At 41.5% G+C, this 24570-nt stretch carries 21 protein-coding genes; 5 read left to right on the forward strand and 16 right to left on the reverse strand.

The features are described from left to right. Window positions 1–4 precede the first annotated feature (4 nt). The 3 genes from WKU33_RS15135 to WKU33_RS15145 are packed head-to-tail and all read left to right on the forward strand — an operon-like array spanning window position 5 to window position 1898. Entirely contained in the window at window positions 5–211 is a 207-nt protein-coding gene (locus tag WKU33_RS15135; RefSeq protein WP_156856609.1) for a PLD nuclease N-terminal domain-containing protein, read from the forward strand. 2 nt (window positions 212–213) lie between these two features. Further along, complete coding sequence (locus tag WKU33_RS15140) at window positions 214–1122, forward strand: ABC transporter ATP-binding protein (RefSeq protein WP_340455372.1); 909 nt, start codon at window positions 214–216, stop codon at window positions 1120–1122. After that, the gene (locus WKU33_RS15145) at window positions 1119–1898 is read left to right on the forward strand and encodes an ABC transporter permease (RefSeq protein ID WP_156856610.1); all 780 of its coding nucleotides are present in this window, start codon (window positions 1119–1121) and stop codon (window positions 1896–1898) included. The genes WKU33_RS15140 and WKU33_RS15145 overlap by 4 nt, the downstream gene beginning before the upstream one ends. A 487-nt stretch (window positions 1899–2385) precedes the next feature. On the opposite strand, the gene WKU33_RS15150 is transcribed toward WKU33_RS15145, so the two are convergent. The 10 genes from WKU33_RS15150 to WKU33_RS15195 form a co-directional block, all read right to left on the reverse strand. After that, window positions 2386–3258, reverse strand: a complete 873-nt coding sequence (locus tag WKU33_RS15150) for a ComEC/Rec2 family competence protein (protein WP_340455387.1) — start codon at window positions 3256–3258, stop codon at window positions 2386–2388. A gap of 97 nt (window positions 3259–3355) precedes the next feature. Then, window positions 3356–5488, reverse strand: a complete 2133-nt coding sequence (locus tag WKU33_RS15155; protein WP_336252141.1) for an ATP-dependent Clp protease ATP-binding subunit — start codon at window positions 5486–5488, stop codon at window positions 3356–3358. A 458-nt stretch (window positions 5489–5946) separates the two neighbouring features. Continuing rightward, on the reverse strand, window positions 5947–7524 hold the full coding sequence (gene mbcS, locus WKU33_RS15160) for an acyl-CoA synthetase MbcS (RefSeq protein ID WP_336252142.1): 1578 nt from the start codon (window positions 7522–7524) through the stop codon (window positions 5947–5949). Window positions 7525–7647: 123 nt separating this feature from the next. Then, a complete protein-coding gene (pdaA, locus tag WKU33_RS15165; RefSeq protein ID WP_156856614.1) occupies window positions 7648–8439 on the reverse strand; it encodes a delta-lactam-biosynthetic de-N-acetylase in 792 nt (263 codons plus the stop codon). Window positions 8440–8567: 128 nt separating this feature from the next. Then, window positions 8568–9881: a Na+/H+ antiporter family protein gene (locus tag WKU33_RS15170; protein WP_336252143.1), complete on the reverse strand. Its 1314-nt coding sequence runs from the start codon at window positions 9879–9881 to the stop codon at window positions 8568–8570. A 171-nt stretch (window positions 9882–10052) separates the two neighbouring features. Next, window positions 10053–10847 carry a YfkD family protein gene (locus tag WKU33_RS15175; RefSeq protein ID WP_340455377.1) on the reverse strand — a complete coding sequence of 265 codons (795 nt, stop codon included), beginning with the start codon at window positions 10845–10847 and terminating at the stop codon, window positions 10053–10055. A 339-nt stretch (window positions 10848–11186) separates the two neighbouring features. After that, complete coding sequence (locus WKU33_RS15180) at window positions 11187–11879, reverse strand: amino acid ABC transporter permease (RefSeq protein WP_156856617.1); 693 nt, start codon at window positions 11877–11879, stop codon at window positions 11187–11189. 6 nt (window positions 11880–11885) lie between these two features. Beyond that, on the reverse strand, window positions 11886–12755 hold the full coding sequence (locus WKU33_RS15185; RefSeq protein WP_156856618.1) for a transporter substrate-binding domain-containing protein: 870 nt from the start codon (window positions 12753–12755) through the stop codon (window positions 11886–11888). A gap of 173 nt (window positions 12756–12928) precedes the next feature. Then, window positions 12929–13762: a YihY/virulence factor BrkB family protein gene (locus WKU33_RS15190; protein ID WP_336252145.1), complete on the reverse strand. Its 834-nt coding sequence runs from the start codon at window positions 13760–13762 to the stop codon at window positions 12929–12931. Window positions 13763–13853: 91 nt separating this feature from the next. Next, window positions 13854–14132 carry a YtxH domain-containing protein gene (locus WKU33_RS15195; RefSeq protein ID WP_156856620.1) on the reverse strand — a complete coding sequence of 93 codons (279 nt, stop codon included), beginning with the start codon at window positions 14130–14132 and terminating at the stop codon, window positions 13854–13856. Between the two features lie 262 nt (window positions 14133–14394). Here WKU33_RS15195 and WKU33_RS15200 point away from each other — a divergent pair, with 262 nt between their 5' ends. Further along, entirely contained in the window at window positions 14395–15753 is a 1359-nt protein-coding gene (locus tag WKU33_RS15200; protein WP_336252146.1) for an alanine/glycine:cation symporter family protein, read from the forward strand. A gap of 91 nt (window positions 15754–15844) precedes the next feature. Here WKU33_RS15200 and WKU33_RS15205 read toward each other — a convergent pair whose 3' ends face one another. The 4 genes from WKU33_RS15205 to WKU33_RS15220 all read right to left on the reverse strand — a co-directional run bounded on the left by WKU33_RS15205 (window position 15845) and on the right by WKU33_RS15220 (window position 20001). Then, window positions 15845–16513: a hypothetical protein gene (locus WKU33_RS15205; protein ID WP_340455380.1), complete on the reverse strand. Its 669-nt coding sequence runs from the start codon at window positions 16511–16513 to the stop codon at window positions 15845–15847. A gap of 89 nt (window positions 16514–16602) precedes the next feature. Further along, window positions 16603–17268 (reverse strand): SOS response-associated peptidase, encoded by a 666-nt coding sequence (locus WKU33_RS15210; protein ID WP_340455382.1) that lies wholly within the window; start codon window positions 17266–17268, stop codon window positions 16603–16605. Window positions 17269–17281: 13 nt separating this feature from the next. Further along, window positions 17282–18277, reverse strand: a complete 996-nt coding sequence (locus WKU33_RS15215) for a glutaminase (RefSeq protein WP_340455389.1) — start codon at window positions 18275–18277, stop codon at window positions 17282–17284. An 854-nt stretch (window positions 18278–19131) separates the two neighbouring features. After that, complete coding sequence (locus WKU33_RS15220; RefSeq protein WP_336252147.1) at window positions 19132–20001, reverse strand: CAP domain-containing protein; 870 nt, start codon at window positions 19999–20001, stop codon at window positions 19132–19134. Between the two features lie 438 nt (window positions 20002–20439). On the opposite strand from WKU33_RS15220, the gene mreBH reads away from it, so the two are divergent. Then, on the forward strand, window positions 20440–21447 hold the full coding sequence (mreBH, locus tag WKU33_RS15225; RefSeq protein ID WP_156856625.1) for a rod-share determining protein MreBH: 1008 nt from the start codon (window positions 20440–20442) through the stop codon (window positions 21445–21447). Between the two features lie 90 nt (window positions 21448–21537). Here the strand turns inward: mreBH and WKU33_RS15230 are convergent, their stop codons facing one another. Beyond that, the gene (locus WKU33_RS15230) at window positions 21538–22686 is read right to left on the reverse strand and encodes a saccharopine dehydrogenase family protein (protein WP_336252148.1); all 1149 of its coding nucleotides are present in this window, start codon (window positions 22684–22686) and stop codon (window positions 21538–21540) included. 33 nt (window positions 22687–22719) lie between these two features. Then, window positions 22720–24204, reverse strand: coding sequence for an aldehyde dehydrogenase family protein (locus WKU33_RS15235; protein WP_340455385.1), 1485 nt, complete (start codon window positions 24202–24204; stop codon window positions 22720–22722). Between the last annotated feature and the right edge of the window lie 366 nt (window positions 24205–24570).

A 24570-nucleotide genomic window follows, 5' to 3' on the forward strand; every position in this document is an offset into this window, starting at 1 on the left:
AAATATGAATGAATTTGCGATGGAATCTATTAATTTGGGATTGATTTTGCCAATATTTTTTATCCAAGGAATCTTAATAGTCGTAGCAGTTTTCGACTGGATCAAACAGGAAGAAAATGTCCGGGGTAACCGTTGGGTATGGCTTGTTATCATCCTAGTCCTCACGATGATTGGACCGATTCTATACTTTATCTTTGGAAGGAGAAAATAATGATGAGCATCCTTTCCGTAACAGGCTTACGTAAAGAGTACAAAAATATGACTGCTGTACGTGGTGTCGACTTCTCTCTTCCTGAAGGGAAGTGTATTGCACTAATTGGACCGAATGGCGCCGGGAAAACGACGATCTTACGGATTCTTGCTGGACTGCTGAAACAGACGGATGGTGCTGTTACTTTTTCCGGTAAAGAAACAAATGCGGATATTCGTAAATTTATCGGCTACTTGCCACAGTATCCTGTTTTCCCTAGTTGGATGACCGCACGTGAATTTCTGCTTTTCAGTGGAGAAATCGCTGGCCTGACAAAAGAAGAAGCAGCGAGACGTGCAGAAGATTTAGCAGAACAAGTCGGGATTACAAATGCACTTGACAAACGGATTAGCGATTTTTCCGGAGGGATGAAGCAGCGTCTCGGAATTGCCCAAGCGATCATCCACTCTCCACAACTCCTGCTGCTTGATGAACCAGTTTCATCCCTTGATCCAATCGGCCGGCGCGACGTATTAACCTTACTTGAAAGGTTGAAAAAAGAAATGACGATTCTTTTCTCAACCCATATCCTAAATGATGCCGAAGAAGTTTGTGATGAGCTTCTTTTGCTTCATAATGGAGAAATCAATGAAGCGGGTTCAATGGAAGCGTTGCGGGAAAAATATCAAACGTCTGTCATAGAAGTTGAATTTCAAGAAAATCCTCAAAGATATTTAGAGAAGCTAAAACAACTTCCGGGTATAACTGACTGTACGCTCGAACGGCAAATTATAAAAATTCCAGTAGCTGATATTGCTCAAGCTCGGAAAGAGATTTTCCAAGCTGCAGCAGAAGAGAATTGGCCAATTATCGGTTTTAATTTAAATCGTGCTTCTCTTGAAGACCTATTTATGAAGGCGGTGAAGAAATGAGACAGTGGCAAACGCTTGTTAAGAAAGAACTGCTTGGTAACTTTCGGGATAGGAAATGGATTTGGGTACCCATCGTTCTCATTCTCCTTGCCGTCATGGATCCTGTATCAAACTATTATTTACCGCAAATTCTCGATGCAGTCGGTGGACTCCCCGACGGAGCGATTTTCGAGATGCCTCAAGTCACCGGGATTGACGCCATCATGATGAGTATAAGTCAGCTCAGCAGTTTAGGAATATTAATTTTCGTTCTTATTTCCATGGGCACGATTGCTGGTGAAAGAAAATCCGGAATTGCGGAACTGATTCTTGTAAAGCCCGTATCCTATACGGCTTATATTATGAGTAAATGGACAGCTCTGCTCGCACTCGTACTCGTATCCTATATCGTAAGCATGCTGTTCGCCTGGTATTATATCGGGATGCTCTATGAGTTCATACCAATCGGGGATTTTTTGCTCCTTCTTTTCTTTTACGGACTCTGGTTCGTCCTCGTTGTAACACTATCGATTTTTTATAATACGGTATTCAGATCACCTGGACTTGTCGCGTTCAGTACCATTGCAACAATTATAGTTTTGAGCGTTGTAACAAGCATGTTCGGACAAAAATTGAATTACAGCCCGAGCAATCTTTCAAACCACGCCTTGCACTATTTGCAAACCGGCGACATCTCAGGAGCGCTCATCGGCTCAGCAGTAACAACGATTAGCATCTGCGCTCTCCTGCTTGTCTGGAGTATTTATATCTTCCAGACAAAAGAACACGCATCCTAAACCGCGTCTATCATAATTGAAGTTAAATGTTAGAGTAGGAAGAAACCAGGTTTTTATTTTCCTAAACAGGCAGATTATTCGCCTTGGTGGGAAAGTAAATGGAGTTTGTTTGCCCAATTAAGCTGCTTACTCTATGCAATGGGAAAATAAACGAGATTTATTTTCCCAATTTAGCCGAATGCTCTATGTAATGGGAAAGGAAACAGGATTTATTTTCCCAATTTAGCCGAATGCTCTATGTAATGGGAAAGGAAACAGGGGTTATTTGCCCAATCTAGTCGCATGCTATATGCAATGGGAAAATAAACGAGAGTTATTTGCCCAATCCAATCGCTTGCTCTATACAATGGGAAAATAAAAGGGATTTATTTTCTCAATAAAGCCACATGCTCTTTACAATGGAAAAGTAAACTGGATTTATTCCAATCAAGTAGCCTGCACACTTCAAGAAACACGAAAAAAGCCAGCATCATTTGCTGGTTTTTTCTTATTCCCTATCCTTAATTCTTTTCAGGAACCTTTCTATCGGCTGCATTTCAGGAATCACAATATACTGTTTACCGTCCGTCTCGACTATTATATTACCATAGCCGGCTGTCGAGAAGATTTGACTCTCAACTTTGGCCAAATTGTTAATTACCCGTTCGACTGGATGTCCGTAATCATTCGAAGCACTATACGTAATAATCGACACCTCTGGATTTACTTTTTTGAGAAATTTTAATGTACTACTGGAATTCGAGCCATGATGGGCGACTTTTAAAACTTCCGAATTGACATCATACTTTTCAGCAATTGCCTCTTCCTGTTCCGCTTCCACATCACTCATAAAGAGAAAGTCTATTTCATTATAGGACAACTTTAACGCTATGGCTGATTGATTCCTATTTTCCGCATGTTCATCTGCCGCATGTAGAATGTGCAGTTGCACATCTTCTGCTAACATGATTTTGTCATCTGCTTGAGCGATTTGTACGGGAACTTGTTCTTTGAAAAGATAGAACCGATATTTGGCAAAGGTTTTCGTCAATTGAACCTCTCCATTCTCCAAGACTTTCCGTACAGGAAAATGCTCCAACACATCGATTAATCCGCCAATATGATCATAATCCGGGTGGGTCGCAATCATTAAATCAATTTCTTCGATGTGTTGCTCCTTTAAGTATGATATGAGCTTACTTCCCGCTTCAGGAACACCGCCATCGATTAAGATTGCCCGATTATCAGGAGTTTCAATTAACATACTGTCCCCTTGCCCAACATCAATAAAATGGACGCGTAAGCCGCTGTTTGGTGCTGTATATGTAATTTGCGGGATCATAAGTAATAAAAGGAAGAATAAATGGAGTACTTTTTTCATCGGTACCACCCTTTCTTCCTCTTATTTTGCTCCGAAATATTCCGCTTATGAGCATGAAAAAAATCCCGCTGCACTAGGGCGGCGGGATTAACAAGTTTTAAGCCTGTTTTACTATTATTTCATCTTCTTTTACATCAATATGAACCTTATCCACGGATTCGGACTCAAGAATTAAATCAGTAAGTTGGTCTTCAATTTTATCTTGGATGACACGACGTAATGGTCTTGCACCGAAGCGTGGGTCGTATCCAAGTTCGACCAGTTTTTCTTTCGCTGCACTTGTAATTGTGATTTCAATATCATTTTCCTCAATCGTTTCTTCAAGCTCATGCAGCATAAGGTCAAGAATAGATAATAAGTTTTCTTTTGTTAATTCGTTGAACTCTACAATCGCATCGAAACGGTTCAAGAACTCTGGTTTGAAGAAATCACTTAAGTTTTCCAAGGTCGAAACGGCGTCATGTGTGTTATTGAAACCAACATTGACTTTCTTCGTACCTGTACCAGCATTACTTGTCATAATTATGACGGATTCTTTAAAGCTCACCATTCTACCTTGGGAGTCTGTCAAATGGCCATCTTCCATAATTTGCAGGAACATATTTTGCACGTCTGGATGTGCTTTTTCAATCTCATCCAGCAAAATGATGGAATACGGATTATGACGGACTTTCTCGGTTAGCTGGCCTGCTTCTTCATGGCCTACATATCCTGGTGGTGAACCGATAATCTTGGACACGGAATGTTTCTCCATGTACTCACTCATATCAAGACGGATGAGTGCGTCACGTTTACCGAATAATTCTTCTGCAAGAACTTTCGTCAGTTCCGTTTTACCGACACCAGTCGGACCTACGAAGAGGAAGGAACCAATTGGACGTTCTTTCGATTTCAAGCCTGCACGACTACGACGGATTGCTTTAGCAACTTTGTCCACCGCTTCATCTTGTCCAATTACTTTGCCACGTAAATGGGTTGCAAGGCCCTTCATCTGCTTTTGTTCTTCTGCTTGCATTTTCGTTACCGGGATCCCTGTTTTTTCTTCAACGATCAATTCAATATCTGCTACTGTTACATCGGTAACTTTTTCATTGTCATCCGCTTTCTCCAATTGTTTCTGTAATTGGATTTCTTGGTAACGGAGATTTGCCGCAAGTTCGTAATCTTCGCGTTCGGCTGCTTCTTGTTTTTCCTTCACAATTTCATCCAAGCGTTGTTGCAAGGAGTTTGCATCTTGCTGTGAATTTTTTAAATTCAAGCGGGAGCCGACTTCATCCATTAAATCAATCGCCTTATCCGGCAAGAAACGATCTTGGATATAGCGATCTGATAATGTAGCAAAAGCTTCAATAACATCATCAGAATAATTCACTTCATGGAACGCTTCATAGCGATCTTTAATTCCATGTAAAATCTGTACCGTTTGTTCAAGCGTCGGTTCTTTTACAATAACTGGCTGCAGGCGACGTTCGAGTGCCGGATCTTTTTCAATTTGACGATATTCTTTAAGTGTCGTTGCCCCAATTAATTGCATTTCCCCACGGGCAAGAGCGGGTTTAAGAATGTTTCCTGCGTCCATTTGTGAACTCTCTGCTGTACCTGCCCCTACAATTAAGTGGATCTCATCAATGAATAGGATGACATCTTTTCTTTCCTGGAGTTCTGTGATCAGTTTCTTCATTCGTTCCTCGAACTGACCACGAATACCAGTATTGGCAACTAAAGAGGCGACATCCAGCAAGTATACTTCTTTAGAGAGTAACTTACTTGGAACAGTACCTTCGACAATTCGTAGTGCTAGACCTTCTGCAATTGCCGTTTTACCTACACCTGGTTCCCCGATAAGGACCGGATTGTTTTTACTTCTTCTGTTCAATGTTTCAATGACTCGTTTAATTTCCTGATCGCGTCCGATAATCGGATCGATTTCTCCTGCTCGTGCTGAATCAGTTAGATTTTTCCCTAATTGGTCAAGTAGACCTTCACGTTTTCTTGTTTGCTGTTTTGTACGTGCACCTGTTTGTCCATTTCCTCCAGCTTGGAAGAATTGATTTTCAAACGGATTTTGCCCTTGATTAAAATTAGAGAAGAAATTATTTGCCTGGTTCATCATATTTCCTTGTATTTCACGTAAACAGGAGTTACATAGATGCATTTCCATACGCTGTCCGTTCACAAAAACAGACGCATTTACATTTGCTTCATTCTGACCGCAATGTTGACATTTCATCTTACATTCCTCCTAAAGTAGTTTTATATTGATCAAATTTGACTTTGACTATCTTTGACTTTAACTACATTATACTCTGACCTATTTTGACTTTCAAGTGTTTTGCCTAACTTTTTCTAAAAAAATTTATCGTGGGAAGAGAGCGGACATGGCTAGCCCTGAACACCTAAATCACCCACAGCAATTTTATTTTATAGTTTCCGATAGAACGAAAAAGCAGATTGAGAGTCGTTTCATCTCATCTGCTTTTTTCATTTCATATTTTTAGCATCATTTTTATAATCGTTATCCCAAAAATTGATTCCTTTATTTCTTCCGTAAAACTAACAATTGACAATTCGTCAAGAAGGTTGAGTAGATATTTTTAGCAGCCATCTATCATCCCTCACTTCTAAGTATTCTATAGTAGTATACCCAAAATGTGCGCCTGGGAAACTAATGATTCTAGAAATCAGATTTTACAAGTTCTTCATTTCTCTCTGACGTAATTCGATTCTTCTTATTTTCCCTGAAGATGTTTTCGGAAGTTCATCAATAAATTCTATTTCTCTCGGATACCTGAATGGTGCCGTTTCACGTTTCACATGATCTTGTAATTCTTTAATCAAACCTGGGTCGTTCTTGTCCACATTTTGCTTTAATACGATAAATGCTTTTACAATACTTCCGCGAACCTTATCTGGACTTGCCACTACCGCACATTCTTGAACAAATGGATGTTTCACAAGCGCATCCTCTACTTCAAAAGGTCCAATCGTATACCCCGAGCTGACAATGATATCATCCCGGCGGCCTTCAAACCAGAAATAGCCGTCCTCATCCTTGCGCGCCTGATCTCCGGTAATATAAAAATCTCCTCGTCGGGATGCTTTTGTCCGTTCCATATCCTTATAATATTCACGGAAAAGAGCTGGACTGTCGATATGGACTGCGATGTCCCCAACTATATTTACATCTGCAATATTGCCATCTTCGTCAATAATTTCCACTTCATTACCTGGCGTTGGCTTGCCCATGGAACCTGGCTTTACTTCCATATCTTTCGTAATGCCAAGGAGTAGAGTATTTTCTGTCTGACCGTAGCCGTCACGTACCATAATCCCAAAATGCTTGCGGAAAGTATCAATTACTTCCACGTTTAGCGGCTCTCCAGCAGAGACGGCACTACGTAAATGTGGCAGCTTATAATCTTCAAGATGTTCGACTTTCGCCATTAAACGGTATTCTGTTGGTGTACAACAGAGCACATTGATTTCATTATCCTGAAGGAGCTCCAGATATTTGGACGGTTCAAATTTACCGCTATAAATAAATCCAGTCGCTCCTGTTCCTAGTACGGATAGAAACGGACTCCAGATCCATTTTTGCCAGCCTGGACCTGCCGTTGCCCACACTAAATCATCCTCTTCCACGCCAAGCCAATTTTCTGGCGCTGTCTTTAAATGAGCAAATCCCCAAGCATGTGTGTGCACAACACCTTTTGGATTTCCTGTTGTTCCCGAGGTATATGGCAAAAATGCGATTGTCTCCCTGGTCGTATCTGCCATTTCAAGTTCATCACTGGCACTCGCTTTTGCTTCATCGAGAAAATCCCATCCATCAACGGTATGTCCCACAGAAAATTTCTTTAGTTCCGCAAAATTAGGCACTTTCCCTACCTCGCTTGTAGATTCATGAAAAGCTACAACGCCACTAACTTCCCCGTGTTGGATCCGATATTCCAATTCGTTGGCCTTCAGCATTTCGGAGCTTGGAATAATTATGATTCCTGTTTTTAATGCTGCTAAATAGACTTCGTACGTTTCAATGAGTCGTGGCATGATGATGAGAATTTTATCTCCTCGCTGTAAACCACTGTTCAGGAATACATTCCCGATTTTGTTTACATTCCGTATTAAGGCCTGATATGTAATCTCTTTTTTATTATTGTTTTCATCTAGCCAAATAAGTGCTTTCTTGTTTTTATCTTTCGCATATTTCTCGACTTCCATCGCAATATTATATTGTTTAGGTGCAATTAAATCCTCTCTCATCATCGTGACTCCACCACTTTCTTATGAGTTTTCATTATTATAACAAAGAATCAGAAAGTTTGGTATGATTTTAATCTAAAAAAATCGAGAAGCAGCTGTAGTTCTGCTTCCCGATTTTTCTTATGCTTAATAGCCATAAATAACCTCTGGTATATGATCGCGGAGGACAAGGTCGTCAAGACTTTTAAATTGATATCCTTCCTCTTTTAAATCCGTTATCAATGCAGCAAGCGCTTCAGCATTGTCTTTAGAAACTGTATGAAGTAAAACTATTGCACCTGGATGGATTTGTTCCATCACTTCTTCATACGCATAACGCCAGCCTTTCTGATTGGATGTCTCCCAGTCTTTAAATGCAAGCGACCAAAAGATATGAATGTAACCTAATTCATTTGCCCATTCCAATGTCTGCTCACTGAAAATGCCTCTTGGGGGGCGTAGATATTTCAAATCTTTTTGATCGGAAACTTCTCCCACTTTTTCCGCCAAGTCTTCAAGTTCTTTTTGCATAGCTTCTTTCGTTAAAATGGAGAAATCAGGATGATGATAGGAATGATTTCCAATAATATGCCCTTCATCAACCATCCGTTTTACTAATTCAGGGGCGGTCTCAACATAATGTCCGGTGACAAAGAAGGTAGCTGGAACATTTTCCTTTTTCAATACGTCTAAAATTTGCGGGGTGTACCCTTCCTCATAGCCATTATCGAACGTTAAATAAATATATTTCCCGCCAGATTGATCGGCGAAATATGCGCCATATTCCTGTAAAAGCGGATTATAGGAGCCGATTTCCGGTATTTCTCCGCCCTGACCTTTTTTATAGCCCCAGCCATAACCCTTTGCATCAACTTCATTCTCTAAACTGAATCCAAGAAGCAGTGCAAAAATGAAACAAAACCCTAACAAACGCTTCATCAACAACACCCTTTTTTTCCTAGCATAACCTGTAAGGACGAAATTATGCGGAAGTGGGACAGTTGGGGTCAGAGCATTTGTCCCACTTCGTGCGGGACAAATGCTCTGACCCCCGTGTCCCGAAAAAACTACAGGATCATTGCTGCAATCCAGCCGAATATGATCAGTGGGATGTTGTAGTGGATGAATGTTGGTACAACTGTATCCCAGATATGGTTATGATTGCCATCCGCATTTAAACCGGATGTCGGTCCAAGGGTACTGTCAGAAGCTGGTGATCCTGCGTCACCAAGAGCACCTGCCGTTCCGATTAGTGTAGCGATTGCTAATGGCGAAAATCCTGCCGCTACACATATTGGAACATATAAAGCAACTAAAATCGGAATCGTACCGAACGAAGAACCGATTCCCATAGTTACAAGAAGTCCTACTAATAAAAGAATAAATGCAATGACAGCCTGATTATCGCCAATAAAACCAGCAGATGCCTCAACTAATGCATCGACTGCTCCAGTTTCGCGTAAAACTGTTCCGTAACCGGAAGCAACAAGCATAATAAAGGCAATCATTCCCATTAGTCCAATCCCGTCAGCCATAATTTTATCCAGATTCCGGTAGGGAACAACGAGAAAGGCAAACATAACGAGCAGCCCAGCTAACGCACCAAGGATTAAATTTTGTGTTATAATTTGGACGACTAAAGCCGCTACAATTGCGAAGATCGTAAATAAATGTTTCTTATTGAAGGTAAGGTCCTCTTCACCTATCGTCTCAACATTTATAGTGCCACTCCCTCCAGATCCTTTCACCGGGTCTCTTTCTTTCCGGTACGTAATAAAGATTGCGACAAATAGTCCAACTACCATTCCAAGTCCAGGAATTAACATAGCAAATGCTGTGTCCCATGCAGTTAACTCAATGCCACTCTCCGCTAAGCCATCAACAATGATACCGTGGAAAATAGCGCCAAAGCCTAACGGAAGCATTACATACGGCGCTTTTAACCCAAATGTCAGTGCTGTAGCAACAGCCCGGCGATCAATCCGCATCTTGTTAAACAACTTCAGAAGCGGTGGGATTAAAATGGGAATAAATGCGATATGCACAGGAATCGCGTTTTGAGATAGACAAGCGATTCCAGCGATAACAAGCAAAATCGTCGCTCTCTTCCCAGACAATTTATTGATTACAAAATTCACGAGAAAGCCTGTTATTCCCGTATAACTAATAGCAATCGCGAACGCTCCTAATAAAATATAACTTAAAGCCGTATTCGCCTGACCACCCATTCCACTTACAAGTAAATCAATCGTATCTACAAATGAAAGTCCTGACATGACGCCTGCAACAATTCCAGCTGCAATCAGCGCTAACACAACGTTAAGTCGTAATAAGCTGAGGATAGTCAGCACAAGAACGGAAACAAGAACAACCCATTCCACCTATTTCTTCCCCCTTAAAATCTTTACTCTTTCACCACTTTAATACTTCATCATAATAAAGCATTAAAGATAAAAAAGCAACAGTTTTTTAAAAGAGAAACGGGACACGGGGGTCAGAGGCAATGTCCCACTTCATTGGGACATTGCCTCTGACCCCCGTGTCCCGCCTGTTTACTTCACTTGGAAGGAATAGGATAGGTGGTTTTGGACAGGAATCCATGCTCCGATTCCCTGTTTTGTTACATTTTTAATTGTTAGTTGTTTTTTTGTTCCCTTTAATTGGATATATACTTCTCCGAAAGTTACCCGGCCCTTTTCATGAACAGCTGGTGTATACGCTTCAAGAATTCCTAATTTTTCTGGAGGGACAGGATAACCATGAGCCATTTTTGTATTCCGCCCTATCTCCACTTCATAGGAAAGAGGAAGCTTGGTTTTATCTTTCGCTTTTTGCAGTACCATTTTCCTTACCGTTTCTGCATTAGCAATCTTATTCGTGAGCATTCCTTTAATTTCCTTATGTTCCTGTTGAATATAGTTCATCTCCTGCTGACCATCGGGACCGTTTTGGAACTCATTTTTATTAATAGCCTGGTATTCCCAATTCACTCCTGTTTCCAATGATTCGTACTGTAATGGCCAGCGCCCAAGATAAATCTCTCCACGATACCCGAAACCAATTGGAGACGGATCGATACTTGTCTCATTCAGCTGTTGAATCAACTCCGAGTTTTCAATTGCAACAGAGGCACTGTCCAGAAGTTCCTTCGTCTCCTTGCTCGGCTCAACGACTTCATTATCGGAATCGTCACTTTGCACCGTGTTTTCCTTTGATATATCTAATACATGACTCGGTATTTCAAAATTTTCTTCCGTTTCTTTTTTTTCCTCAGCAAAAAATACTACAGGAAATGTAAGCAGGATGAAAAATGCAGCAATCATACCGGATAAACGCTTAATGTTCATAGACCTCCATCCTTTCTTTTCCTATAGTTTTTTCGCTTCATGGAAAAATATACGCGCGGGCAGCACAAAAAATATGCGGATCCGTTCGTTCTTGTAGAGGCCCGCATGTTTTCATTCGCATTGTCAGTGCCTTATTCTTCGATAGGGAAGGAAAGCAACAGTAAGTCAAGTTTTTGTAGTAAGCTGGGTGTCATTAGAAAGTAAAAAAAGTCCACACACCTCAATTTGATATGCTCCCAATATGTGAAGGTGGGGATATACAGCCGTAAATCCCTAATTCGGTTCAACTAACATTCAGTGGGGAGGTAAGGATACCCCACTGAATGAAGTTTCACTTTTTTATAGATATTCACTAAACCTGTCTTCGAGACGATCTTGCAGAACAGATATTAGTCCGCATATCGGCCAGTAAATTAAAGCAACTAATATATACATTGTCATCGAGTCGAACGTTCTTCCAGCTATAATCTGAGCTTTCTGGAATAGTTCAGGCACCGTAATCATCGCGGCAAGCGAAGTTCCTTTTACGATACTTAAGAATACGTTCGATAACGGCGGAATCGCAATCCTCACCGCCTGTGGCAAAATGATTTTTCTCATCGTCGTCCAGTAAGGGATATTGAGCGCTTTTGCTGATTCCCATTGCCCAACATCAATACTATTTAACGCGGAACGATTAATTTCAGCTATATATGCCGCACTATTCAGACCGAATGCAAGTACTGCTGCCGTAAATGCAGAAAGCTCGATTCCGATTACAGGCAATCCAAAATAAAGAATAAAAAGAAAAACGATCATTGGAGTCCCGCGTATAAATGAAATATAAACTCTTGATGGGAATCTTAAAATGAATCTTTCAGAACCCCTTCCAAGGGCTAGAAAGAAACCAAGCACGAGACCGAACACCATGCCAAGCACGGAGAGATACAATGTCATCGGCACACCTTTTAACAAGAAAGGCAAGCTTTCAAGCGCCAATTCGAGGTCAAATAAACTACTCAATTGGATATAATCTATTTCAAACATGAGCATCCCTACTTATTTCGCTATACCTTCAATTTCTATAATATCTTCTTCCGGCTCTACAGACACATCTTGTCCATCAAAAAACTCTTCTGATATTTTCTTTAAAGTTCCATCTTCTAGCATGTCCGCAACTATTTGTTCTACCTCTTGATGCAGCTTATCTGCGTGTTTCGGCATAACAATGCTTGCTGTTGATGTGTGGAATTTTAAATCCGGATGGAGCTCAATATTAAACTCAGGAAATGCCTGGATTGCAAGACTTTGTAAATAATAATCATTAATAACGACGTCTGTTCTACCATTATGTACGTCTCTTAAATAAGCATCATTAGTCGCGTTTCCGTATGTTTTTACTTCTGCCCCAAATTTCTCAGCGATTTCACTATATACCGTTGTAGCAGCCCCCCCGGCAATTTTTCCTTCGAGGTCTTCCAGACTGTTAATGCCCGAGTGATCATCTTTACGAACGATCATCGTTGCATAAGAATATTTAATCGGTTGTGTGTAAGAGAACTTTTCTTTTCTCTCCCCGCGAAGTCCCATCGCCGTCATATCAATACGTCCTGAATCAAGTGCTGTAAGAATTGCATCAAATCCCATGACTTCAAATTCGATATCAACACCTAACCGATTGGCGATTTCCCTCTGGATTTCTACTTCATAACCCGTCAGTTCATCTGAGTCTTCTGGATAATAAGTCGATGGATAGAGCGTTCCTGCAGTGCCAACTGTCAAAACACCTTCATCCTGAATCTTCTCCCAAACTTCATCCGTCACCTCAGATTCTGAAACGCCCGCAGAAGTGCTTTCTTTATCATCTCCGCCACACGCGGCTAAGAGAGTGATCAAACCAATAGCCAACAATAATACGAATCGCTTCACATATACCCCTCCTGTTATAATGTTTTTTCATTTTTGATTGTAACACATTTCCTTCTTTTACAACAGATATGTAACCTATTTAAATATTCAGGAGTAAAGTCTGTTATAGTTGGCGATTAATATAGTGCAAACAGTCTACACATTAAAATAAGGCAGTCAGACTCCTAACCGCCTCATTCGAACGTCTTTTTGCTCCATGCCTGCTCATGCAGAGAAGCATTTAATACTCCACCAATCAGCACAATCATTCCAAATAAATAAAACCAGATCATAAGTACAATAACTGTTCCTAGACTTCCATAGGTTGTTGAATAATTCCCAAGTGTTCCTACATAAAAGGAAAAAGCCCAAGATACCAATTGGAAGCCGACCGTGGAAAATAGCGCTCCCCAAACAATATGCCTAAAGTACACCCTCCGATTTGGAGTAAGCCGATACAGTGCAACAAGGGCAATAAAAAAGATGATAGAAGAAGTCACCCAACGAAACGTCTCCCATATTTGCAAGAACTCAGCTGAAAAACCGAACCAAGAGAAGAAATATTCTCCGATCATCTTTCCAAACACCGGTAATAATAATGCAACAATGACGACAAAAAACATCCCAATGGTAAGCAGTATGGATAAGAGACGGTAGATGATGAATATTCTCTTCGGTTTTATCTCATAAGCGCGGTTCAATGCTTTCCGGACTGCATTTACCCCGTTAGAAGCTGCCCAGAGTGTACCGATGATTCCTACGGATAGGAGGCCACCACTTTGAATTTGCAGCATTGATTCAATATTTGACTCGATTAAATCATATACTTGTGGTGGAGCATAATTGACAATGGTTTGTAAAATAACCTCTTCGTCCAAAGAGAAATAACCGATTAAGTTAAATAAAAACAACAGAAAGGGAAAAAGCGACAAAAGGAAAAAATAAGCCAGCTGTGCCGCCAAGCCAAAAACGTCGACTTTCTCCATTCGTGCATAAAATTCTTTTAAAACTGGGATGAGATTTTTCAATTTCTTATCCTCCACCGATAAAAGACAATGACCCCATCACAAGATTTAAGATGGGGTATTCCTTCTATGTTCTTTATTTTCCGTAATCGTATTATTTTTTACTAACTAAGCGGTCAAGTGTGGATTCTACTTGCTCAAGCGCATTGATCGTATTTTCAGCCCCAACAGAAATATTCGCATTCAATTTATCGAATGAATCACGTAATTTATGCACCGTTTCCGTCGGATTGCTTAACAGGTCACCTGAGTTGTCTTTTAATTTGTTCAGACAGGTTTTCGTATAGTTGCGTGCATCCTTATCAAATTGCATTGCGAGGGCACCAAGTAACGCTCCTGCTACAACGCCAGCGATTAATTTCTTTTGTCCCATTTTGTTCTCTCCTTTTCCAATTCTTTTTCTATCATACCATGTTCTATCATTATCTTATATTATAAGCGAATTAATTTAGATGAATCAATGAAAGCTGTAATAATCTCTGTTTTTTTATCGAAGTTCTTCGTTTTACTACACCGTTTTATTACACCATTATAAAATTTAAAATAAAAATTCAAAAAAGTCTTGACTTATTTATAAATATTCGGAATATTAGATAGTATAAATTGAATTACAAAAAGGATAGGGGGATGATGAAATGGTAGATTTTCTAGACAAGGTAAGTGGTTTTGTATGGGGACCGCCTCTCTTGATTCTCATTGTTGGTACAGGGCTCTACCTCACCTTTAGACTTGGATTTGTCCAGATTACAGCACTGCCGACTGCTTTAATTAATGCTTTTAGCCGTAGGAAGCAAGACAAATTATCTGAAGGGGATATCACCCATTATCAAGCATTAACAACTGCAATGGCGGCAACGGTAGGAACAGGAAATATCGTTGGAGTTGCCACAGCAGTTATCGCGGGTGGACCCGGAGCTGTATTTTGGATGTGGGTTATGGCGATTTTTGGGATGGCTACTAAGTATGCGGAAGCGGTTCTTGCAGTAAAGTATCGGGTGAAAGATGCGAAAGGTGAAATGGCCGGTGGTCCGATGTATTACTTAGAACGTGGATTAAATGCCAAGTGGCTTGCAATTTTATTTGCAATTTTCGGTTCAATCGCTGCGTTTGGTATCGGAAACATGGTTCAAGCGAATTCCGTTTCAGCTGCTGCTTCAAACACTTTTAATATCCCGACATGGGTTACTGGTATTGTTCTTTTTATTATTACTGCGATTGTTATTCTTGGCGGGATTAAAAGCATTGGACGAGTAACAGCTTACCTTGTACCGGTTATGGCTGTATTTTATGTTTTTGGCGGTTTAATTATTATGATTCTGAACGTTGATTTAGTACCAACTGCTTTCAATATCATTTTAACCGATGCCTTTACGGCAAATGCGATTGGAGGAGGTATTTTAGGTACGGTGATCCGCTATGGTGTTGCCCGGGGTATTTTCTCCAACGAAGCAGGCCTTGGTTCTGCACCGATAGCAGCTGCTGCAGCCAAGACCGATTATGCGGGTAGACAAGGACTTGTTTCTATGACACAAGTATTTATCGATACGATTATCGTTTGTAGTATTACTGGAATTACAATTGTTATGGCTGACTTGCATCAGACAGGGATTGATGGCGGTGCTCTAACAAGTGAATCTTTTGCCGTCTTTCTCGGGACGCCTGGCATGTATATCGTTGGTATCGCAACAATTTTATTTGCTTACTCCACACTGATTGGCTGGTCTTATTACGGTGAGAAATGCTTTAACTATCTCTTTAAAAGTACAAAGGCCATCACGATCTATCGCACGGTATGGGTTTTTGTCGTACTTTTCGGTTCCATTACGCTAATTGATATCGTTTGGCTTTTCTCGGATATCTTCAATGCACTGATGGCTATTCCTAACTTGATAGGACTGCTTGGATTGTCTGGGGTAGTTGCATACGAGACGAAACGATTCCTCAAAGTTGCGAAAGAAGAAAAGGCAGCAGAGAAAAGGGCAAAAGTTTCTTAATTAAAAATGGCAATTCCATCTGTATGACCATCTGATGGAGTTGCCATTTCATGTTAAACAGAGACTGTGGTTCCGCCCCTCTATCTGGCTTTTAAGAACCATTGTTTATTTTTTCGATGAGGGAGATGACTTCTTGCCCTTCTGCTGGGTCGATGGTGATTAATTTTGTTGTTGTGATGAACGACTCCGTGAAAATCTTTATATCTTCTTCACTAAAATCATTTGGAATGTTCGTTTCCCAGCGTAACGGAACATAGTAGCGATTAATCGTGCCATCGCCATTTCCGCTATAAGTTATTGAACCATCAACTAAACGGCTACCCGTCAGTTGAATGACATCTTCCGGATAAGTAGCACTTGATTCCCAATTTGGATTAAGTGGTTCCCCTTCTGCAATATGGCGGACATTTAATTCATCGATCTCATGATCCGGTCCAAGTTGCAACCAAATGCGTGCATATTCAATCTCTTCATTCGTGTAAGATGCGAGTGAATCCGTCTTCTCGTCCTCTGGTGTCGTGTCATCTTCCTCTGTATCTGAAGCCGTGTTCTCTTCCATCTCAGTTGTAATAGAAGCGCTTTTCGCCTTCTTCTCTTCTTCATCTTCCTCGATTCCCCGATCGATAGGAAGCTTTTCCTGTATTTGCTGATTGATTTCATCATTTGTATTATGTTTAGCTGCAACTGTATCTTCGTTATTCCCGCAAGCAGCGAGTAAGAGCAGACATAAACCAATCCAGAGTAAATTTCGACTCCTCATTCTATTAACCTCCATACCATATGTACTAATGAGGGGCAGAGCATTTGTCCCAGTTCGGAATGGGACAAATGCTCTGACCCCATGTCCCGTTAAGCTAAAGCCGCAATGCATTGTTGGTCGTTGTTTTTGGCGGTGTTAACGTAAGTGGAGACGGGGTAGGCTGTGAATGTTGGATCCTCAAATTGTTTTAAAAGTTCACTTACTTGGGAGGGAGCGAATTGCACCGGCTGAATCCATTCATCTTCTGCATGTTTCGGTAGAATGATTGGCATTCGGTGATGGATATCCTTCATGAATCCATGGGAATCCTTTGTTAAAATTGTACAAGTAAATAACGTCTCATCACCTTGTGTCCATTTATCCCAAAGCCCGGCAAAAGCAAAGAACTTCCTATCTGCCACTTGAATCCGTTGTGGATTTTTCTCCTTGTCCGTTTGTTTCCACTCATAAAAACTATCCGCAATGATCAAACAACGTCTTTTCGCCATCAACTGTTTAAAACTCGGTTTCACATGAGCTGTTTCACTTCTTGCATTAATCATTTTATAACCAATCTTCGGGTCATCTGCCCAAGAAGGTACAAGTCCCCAGCGTAAATAGCCGGCCCGCTTTCTCTTTCCGTCATGGATAATTGCGAGCACTTGTTGACCTGGCGCTACATTATAACTTTCATGAAAATCATCTATCGGTTGTTCTAATGCAAATTCATCTAGAAGCTCCAGTTGATCCCCTAGTAGTGTATATCTGCCGCACATATAGAGATCCTCCTTAAAATATACTTAAATCCCAGTGGCTCGCAATATGGCGCAACAAGCGGATACCCGCGGTACTATTCCCCTGTTTATCAAGAGCTGGACCATATACCCCGATTCCGCAGCCATCCATAAATGGCAGCAACTCATCCCTTGCCCGCGGTGGTACTGTAGCCATTATACCACCCGAGACACCACTTTTTGCAGGAATCCCAACATAGGCAGCAAATTTTCCGGAGGCGTCGTACATTCCACAAGTAAGCATTAACACTTTTGCCAGTCTTGCAATTTGCGTTGGAATCACTTCCTCCCCGGTCATCTTATCTATACCGTCATTAGCGAGAATCAGTCCTAATCTTGCAAGGTCTTCCGCTGACACTTCAATCGAACATTGCTTAAAATACGTTTCCAATGTTATTTCCAAATCCGATTCAAGTACGCCGGTTTCTAATAGGAAATAACCGATGGCCCGATTGCGAATTGACGTTTCCCGTTCAGATTCGTACACTTCTATATCCAATTCCGGACGGCGGCCGAGAATTTTTTCAAACAACTGGAAAATACCTTCCAACTTTTCATCTGACGTTTTGCCTTCCAGTAAAGAAGTAACCGTAATCGCACCAGCATTCACTAGTGGATTGAATGGTTTTTCAATTTTTTTCATTTCCAAGTGCATAATGGAGTTAAATGCCTCCCCCGTCGGCTCCACATCCACCCGGTTCAGTACATAAGACATACCACGTTGCATGCAGGCAACAATAAAAGCAAAGACCTTCGAAACACTTTGGATAGAAAATGTTGTATCGATATCACCCGATTGTATTGTCATCCCATTATTACCAATAATAATAATTCCTAGGGCATTCGGATCCGCTTTTTCTAACTGTGGGATATAGGAAGCAAGTTTACCGTCCACTGTATGTTTCCGGTAAAATTTAACCCAGTCGTCGACATAATTCTGCAGCCAATCCTGGGTCAGCTCTGTATTTAGATTTGTAGAACCTTGTACCATCACCATCACCTCTTGTTTACTATATCTTACGCGATCTGCTGCAAAAATCTCCATCATTAAGCATAAAGTGAAATTTCAACAGTGGGGTGTTCTTTTCCTTCCCCACTGATTGCTAGTTGAACCAATCAGGTCGTTACTGGCTGTTAATCTCCCGCTTTGTTTTTTGACCTTTTTTAAAAGATAATTCAACTTTCGCATTGATAAGCTTCATAAAATTGCTCTACATCACTGTACCGATTGATTAGAGCCCCCTATTCACTCGAACGAACTGGAGTCTGCTTCATTCGATCGATTAGATCCCCGCTATTCACTCGAATGATCTGGAATCACCTTCAAACGAGTCATTAGAACTCTCTAATCACTCAACGCCTTTGTTCCTCTAAATATGGAAGTGAAACAGACAGTTACACTGTGACAATTTTACCTCTATTGTAGCAAGTTTCCATCATTTAAGACAAAGAAAAGAGGAGACTGCATTCAGCCTCCTCATTTTTCCTCTATGTTATTTACCTAATCAATCATCGTTAATAACAGAATATATTCGTTCTTTGCTGAAAAGCTACATCCAGCTCCAGCGCCCAGCGACTAGCGAGACCTCCTTCACCTCCGTGCGATAAGTCAACATCAGTTCAAAGTGAAAAGGAAGGCCGACTATGAACGAGCCAAGGCCCAACTCACGTCTACCCCCTAAAGGGGCATGTTTCCTTTATCTCTTACGGATCAGTACAGTCTTTACGTCGCTACGAGGCACTGGTTGTGCTAGTGCAAACGCCCTTCGGTGGGACGATAATCGCAGTCCCGGGAATTGCGACAGGACGTCGCGTACTTTTCCTGCAAGGGCGCTTCCGCTTTAGTTATTTACCAATAAACATCTGTGTCCAGTGGTTTCCTTGCTCAACAAAGCCAACTCCAATGTGGGTGAAGCTGCTGTTCATAATGTTTTCGCGGTGGCCGGGGCTGTTCATCCAAGCATTTACTACTTCTTCTGGTGAACGCTGACCTTGAGCGATGTTCTCTCCAGCTGCGTTATAGTTGATGCCATAGTTCTTCATCATATCAAATGGTGAACCGTGGACAGGGCTATTATGATCGAAGTAACCATTTGTAGCCATGTCTTTTGATTTGTCGCGAGCTACCTTACTTAGTTCATTATCGATTTGTAACGGTGCAAGTCCTTGTTTTGCCCGTTCTGCGTTTGTAAGTTCAACGACCTTAGCTTCAAATTCACTTAATTCATTTTGCTGTCCTGCTTCCTCTGCTGGCTGCTGGGACTCCTGCGGCTGCTCTGGTTGCGGTTGTGGTGTCGCATTTGGTGCCTCAGGTGTTTCCGGTTGTTCTTGGACCGGTGCCTTCTCTTGTGGCTTACTTACTTCTTTATTCTTTTCAACTGGCTGTTCTTGTTCCGGCTGCTCTGCTTCTTTAGCAGGTTCTTCCACTTCAACTTGTTCTTTCTCTATTTCTTGTTTCCCTACTCCAATGAGTTTCTCAATTCGCTCCCAATCGAAGTTTGTAAGACATTTCGCTTGAACTTTATCGAAAGCTTTATTTAATAGATTAGAAACTTCTTCCTGTGTTAGGCTTCCTGACTCTCCATTAATAGTGTAATGGATTTTATATGGTGACTGCTGCTCAACAGACTTGGCATCTGCAGTAGATGTGAACGCACCACCTCCAAATGTCAAGATTGCAGTTGCTGCAGTAATGATTGTTATTTTGCGAAGCATGTTTACCTCTCCTTGTATGTTTATTTTTGTGTTGCCTTGCTTGCAAAATCATCATATCACAGCTTTTTTGTAATATTTACGGGAGAGATTTCCAATTGATTCTTCCATTTTACTAGAGGTTATAGAATTTGCGAAAAACATAAGATTCCTATCGTTTTAGAGTCCGTATAAAAATTGGAATAAAGGAAATTGCTAAGTGCTATGGCAATTTTTGCTAGAAATACACCCTTGACACCCTCCAAATATCGACTTTTTATTACAAAAAAGATGATTTTTTATTACAAGATATGAGAAAATGTAATTGAAATGTTACTTGATTTCCCCCCCTAAGCTGTTTTACGTTAAAGAGAGGCAGTTTATAATTGCAAGAGGACTATCTCATTAATGTATTGATTAATTCAACAAGAATAGATGAAATTACACATTGGAGGATTTAACATGTTTTCAAATGCAGAAATTGGAATTGACTTAGGAACCGCAAATATCCTTATTTATTCAAAAACAAAAGGTGTCGTTTTAAATGAGCCGTCTGTTGTAGCGATTGATGTGAATACTAAAGATGTTGTTGCAGTTGGTACAGAAGCGAAAGAAATGATCGGGAAAACACCGAAAAACATAATCCCAATTCGCCCGCTCCGGGACGGAGTCATTGCTGATTATGATGTTACCGCCCAGATGCTTAAAGTATTATTAAAGAAAGTAAGTAAGAAAATCGGCGTCTCCATGCGGAAGCCAACTGTTGTCGTCTGTACACCAGCAGGCAGCACTGCTGTTGAGAGACGAGCAATTCATAATGCAATCACAAGCTTCGGCGCAAAAACAGTACACTTAATTGAAGAACCAGTTGCAGCCGCAATCGGGGCGGACCTCCCAGTAGACGAACCACTTGCAAGTGTTGTCGTTGATATCGGCGGAGGTACTTCGGAGGTCGGGATTATTTCCTTTGGTGGAGTCGTTTCCTCGAACTCGATTCGGGTCGGAGGAGATAATTTAGATGAAGAAATCATTCATTATATCCGGAAAACCTATAATGTTTTAATCGGGGAACGGACAGCCGAGAATATTAAAATGGAAATCGGCTATGCTCATCCGAACCATAAAGAGGACATGATGAGTATCCGCGGCCGGGATATGGTGACAGGCTTGCCGAAAACAATTGATATTACGTCAACCGAGATTCATGAGGCGATTAAAGAGCCACTCCTTAAAATTCTTGATGCAGTGAAGGCTACACTTGAAAACTGTCCACCGGAGTTAAGTGGAGATATTGTCGATCACGGCGTTGTTTTAACAGGCGGAGGATCCTTGCTGCAGGGTATGAAAGAATGGCTTGCAAGCGAACTGAATGTCCCAGTACACATGGCACCAAACCCGCTTGAAGCAGTCGCAATCGGCACAGGCAAATCCCTAAAAATCATCAACAAACTACAAAAAGCAGCAAAATAACGGGACATGGGGGTCAGAGCATTTGTCCCACTCGAAAAATAAAAAGCCTTCCGAGCAGATTACGCTTGGAAGGCTTTTTCATTCTATTACTTAAAGGAGCATTTCCTTTATTTCTATCCCTCTTTCTTTTAACGCAGCAATATACACTTCACCAGGGACTGCACGCTCAGGCGGATAGACTCCCCTCTTTGCAATCGTTCCTGCAGCGATTAGCTGAGCGACAATCGAGATCGTACTTGCTGTCACCCGTGCCATCGCGGTTATATTTCTGCTCGTATCCTTGAACGTCTGCATTTCATACTGATACGTTCGCGGCTCCCCTTTTTTCATTCCAGTAACGGCAACCCGGAGTAACACCGCATCCTCCTTGTCCCGAAGATCCACAATTGGATCAATCGCTTGTAAGACAACTTTGCGCGGATTCACCTTTTTCCCTTCTACTTCCACTTCCATATCTTTTTTTGTCAAATTCAAGTCAACGAGTAATTTGAACTTTTCCGCATGACCAGGATAGCGAATCGTCTTATACTCCAATGTCTGCACATCCGAATACGACTGGGTTAACGTCGAAGTTCCCCCTGACGTATGAAATGCTTCTAATGGACCGAACTTTTCAAAATATATTTCCTCCACTTCTGATAAGGAAGGGATTAATTTTTGCTCTCCATCACGGATAATGAGTGACGGATCTGTATAATGGTCAAAAACTCCCTCCATCGAGAATACATGATTGTATCCAAGTGGCGGCTCGGGACGAACTGGAATCCCGCCCACGTAAAGCTTAATTTCCTTAAGTTGGTCAAGTTTGCTTGCCCCGTAGCCCGTAAGAATATTAATCATCCCTGGCGCGACACCTAGGTCAGGAATAATTGTAACTCCTTTACTCTTCGCCTTGTCATCTAAACTTAAAACCCGGTCTGTCATCCCGCCAATGTGCCCACCTAAATCTACCACATGTGTACCAACATCTATTCCCGTCTTGGCAACCATTTCATTAAAGGAATAAAAAAGCGCATTAATGACGACATCAAACCGCTTCATAAACTTGCCTAATTCACCGGAGTCACTTGCATCAACCTTAGCCGTAGCAAGTTTTTTCGAATCAATTGTTTGCTCCGCTCGCTTCAGCTTCCCCGAATCAACATCCGCAAGTCCTACAACTTGTACGTCTTTATTGTTCACTAAATCCCTTGCTGCTTCTGTCCCCATCAATCCAGAACCAAGAACACCGATTTTCATCTGCATCCCCCCGTTTGTAGGTGTTATAAACTATCATTCTTCCACATCAATTTGGGCACGCTGCAATTTCCCGCTGTAATCAACATAGACCGCTTTCCATTCGGTAAATACATCTAAAGCCTGGACACCAGAATCACGGTGACCATTCCCCGTTCCTTTTGTTCCCCCAAACGGTAAATGAATTTCAGCACCTGTTGTTCCTGCGTTCACGTAAACAATTCCTGTATCCAAATCCCGCTTCGCCTGGAAGACTCGATTAACATCCTGAGTGAAAATTGAACTTGATAGCCCGTACGTTACCCCATTATTCACCTCAATCGCTTCCGCAAAACTTTTTACAGGTATAATGGAAACAACCGGTCCAAATATTTCTTCCTGGGCAATGCGCATCGAACTAGTAGCATCTGTAAATAATGTCGGTTCAAAATAATATCCTTTCGTATAGGAATTCCCTGTAAGTACGCGCCCGCCAGCGAGTAACCTCGCCCCTTCTTCTTTTCCAATCTCGATATAACGCTCAATCTTTTCAAGACCTGCTTGATTAATAATCGGTCCGACTTTAATACCCTCTTCCAAACCGTCACCAATCGTCAAACCTTTCATCGCCTTTAAAAGGCGTGTTTCAAATTCTTCCTTCACCGCTTCATGGACAATAACCCGACTGCATGCTGTACAGCGCTGGCCACTTGTCCCAAATGCACTCCAAACGACCCCTTCAACTGCTAAATCAAGATCGGCATCATCCATCACAATAACCGCATTCTTTCCGCCCATTTCAAGAGACACTTTCTTTAGTTGCCTTCCACAATCAGCAGCGATATTACGACCAACCTCATTCGATCCCGTAAAGGAAATCACCCGGATATCTTCATGATGCACCATTGCATCCCCAACTGTACGACCTGTCCCAAACACAACATTGATCACCCCTTTAGGTAACCCAGCCTCATCAAAAATATTCGCCAGTTCATAAGCCATGATTGGTGTCTCTGTTGCCGGTTTCCAGACGACGGCATTTCCTGCGACAATCGCCGGAAAGGACTTCCATGTCGCAATCGCAATCGGAAAATTCCACGGCGTAATAATGCCTACAACACCTATTGGCGCCCGCTCGCTCATCGCGAATTTATCCGGCAATTCCGCTGGGGTCGTTTGACCGAATAATCGTCTTCCCTCCCCCGCCATATAAAACGCCATATCAATTCCCTCTTGGACTTCTCCTCTTGCCTCTTCCAGCACCTTACCATTTTCCATTGTAAGGAGACGGGAGAGGTGCTCCTTTTTCTCCTTCATGAGTGAACCGACCCGGTAAAGAATCTCGGCTCGCTGTGGTGCTGGGACGAGCGCCCATTTTTTCTGGGCGAGTTTCGCTGCTGCTACCGCTTCGTCAACGTCTATTTTTTCCGACAGAGGCACTTGGGCGATTTCCTCACCTGTTGCGGGGTTAAATACAGACGTCCGATTCTCCGCATCTACCCATTCACCAGCAATATAATTTTGCAATACTTTTTCTTCCATGTTAAAAAACCTCCTTCTATATTCTACTTTTATAATAGGAAAGCATGCTTCAAACTTTAGTTTTTTTAGCAGCCTCAACTGAAAGCGATTACAACCCTATATACTATATTCGATATTTCTTTGCTTTTTCCTGTTTCCTGTGTAAAATTACCAATAAGCCTAACAGATATATACGGAAATCACGCTAATTCAAGACTTGTGGTAATAAGTCAAGAGAAAATCCATAAAAAATAAAGCTGATTATGGACTTTCAAAGGAAAAAAAGGCGCGCACTGAACTAAACCCGCACCGTTATAAGAACGATCGTTCGGGTTGGTTGAAAGGATTCAAAAGCAGTTATTTGCTCTTGAATTACACGCTCCTTTC

Origin of the sequence: Oceanobacillus sp. HCA-5259 (genome assembly GCF_037892815.1) — a bacterium.
GTDB classification, from domain to species: Bacteria; Bacillota; Bacilli; order Bacillales; family Amphibacillaceae; genus Oceanobacillus; species Oceanobacillus indicireducens.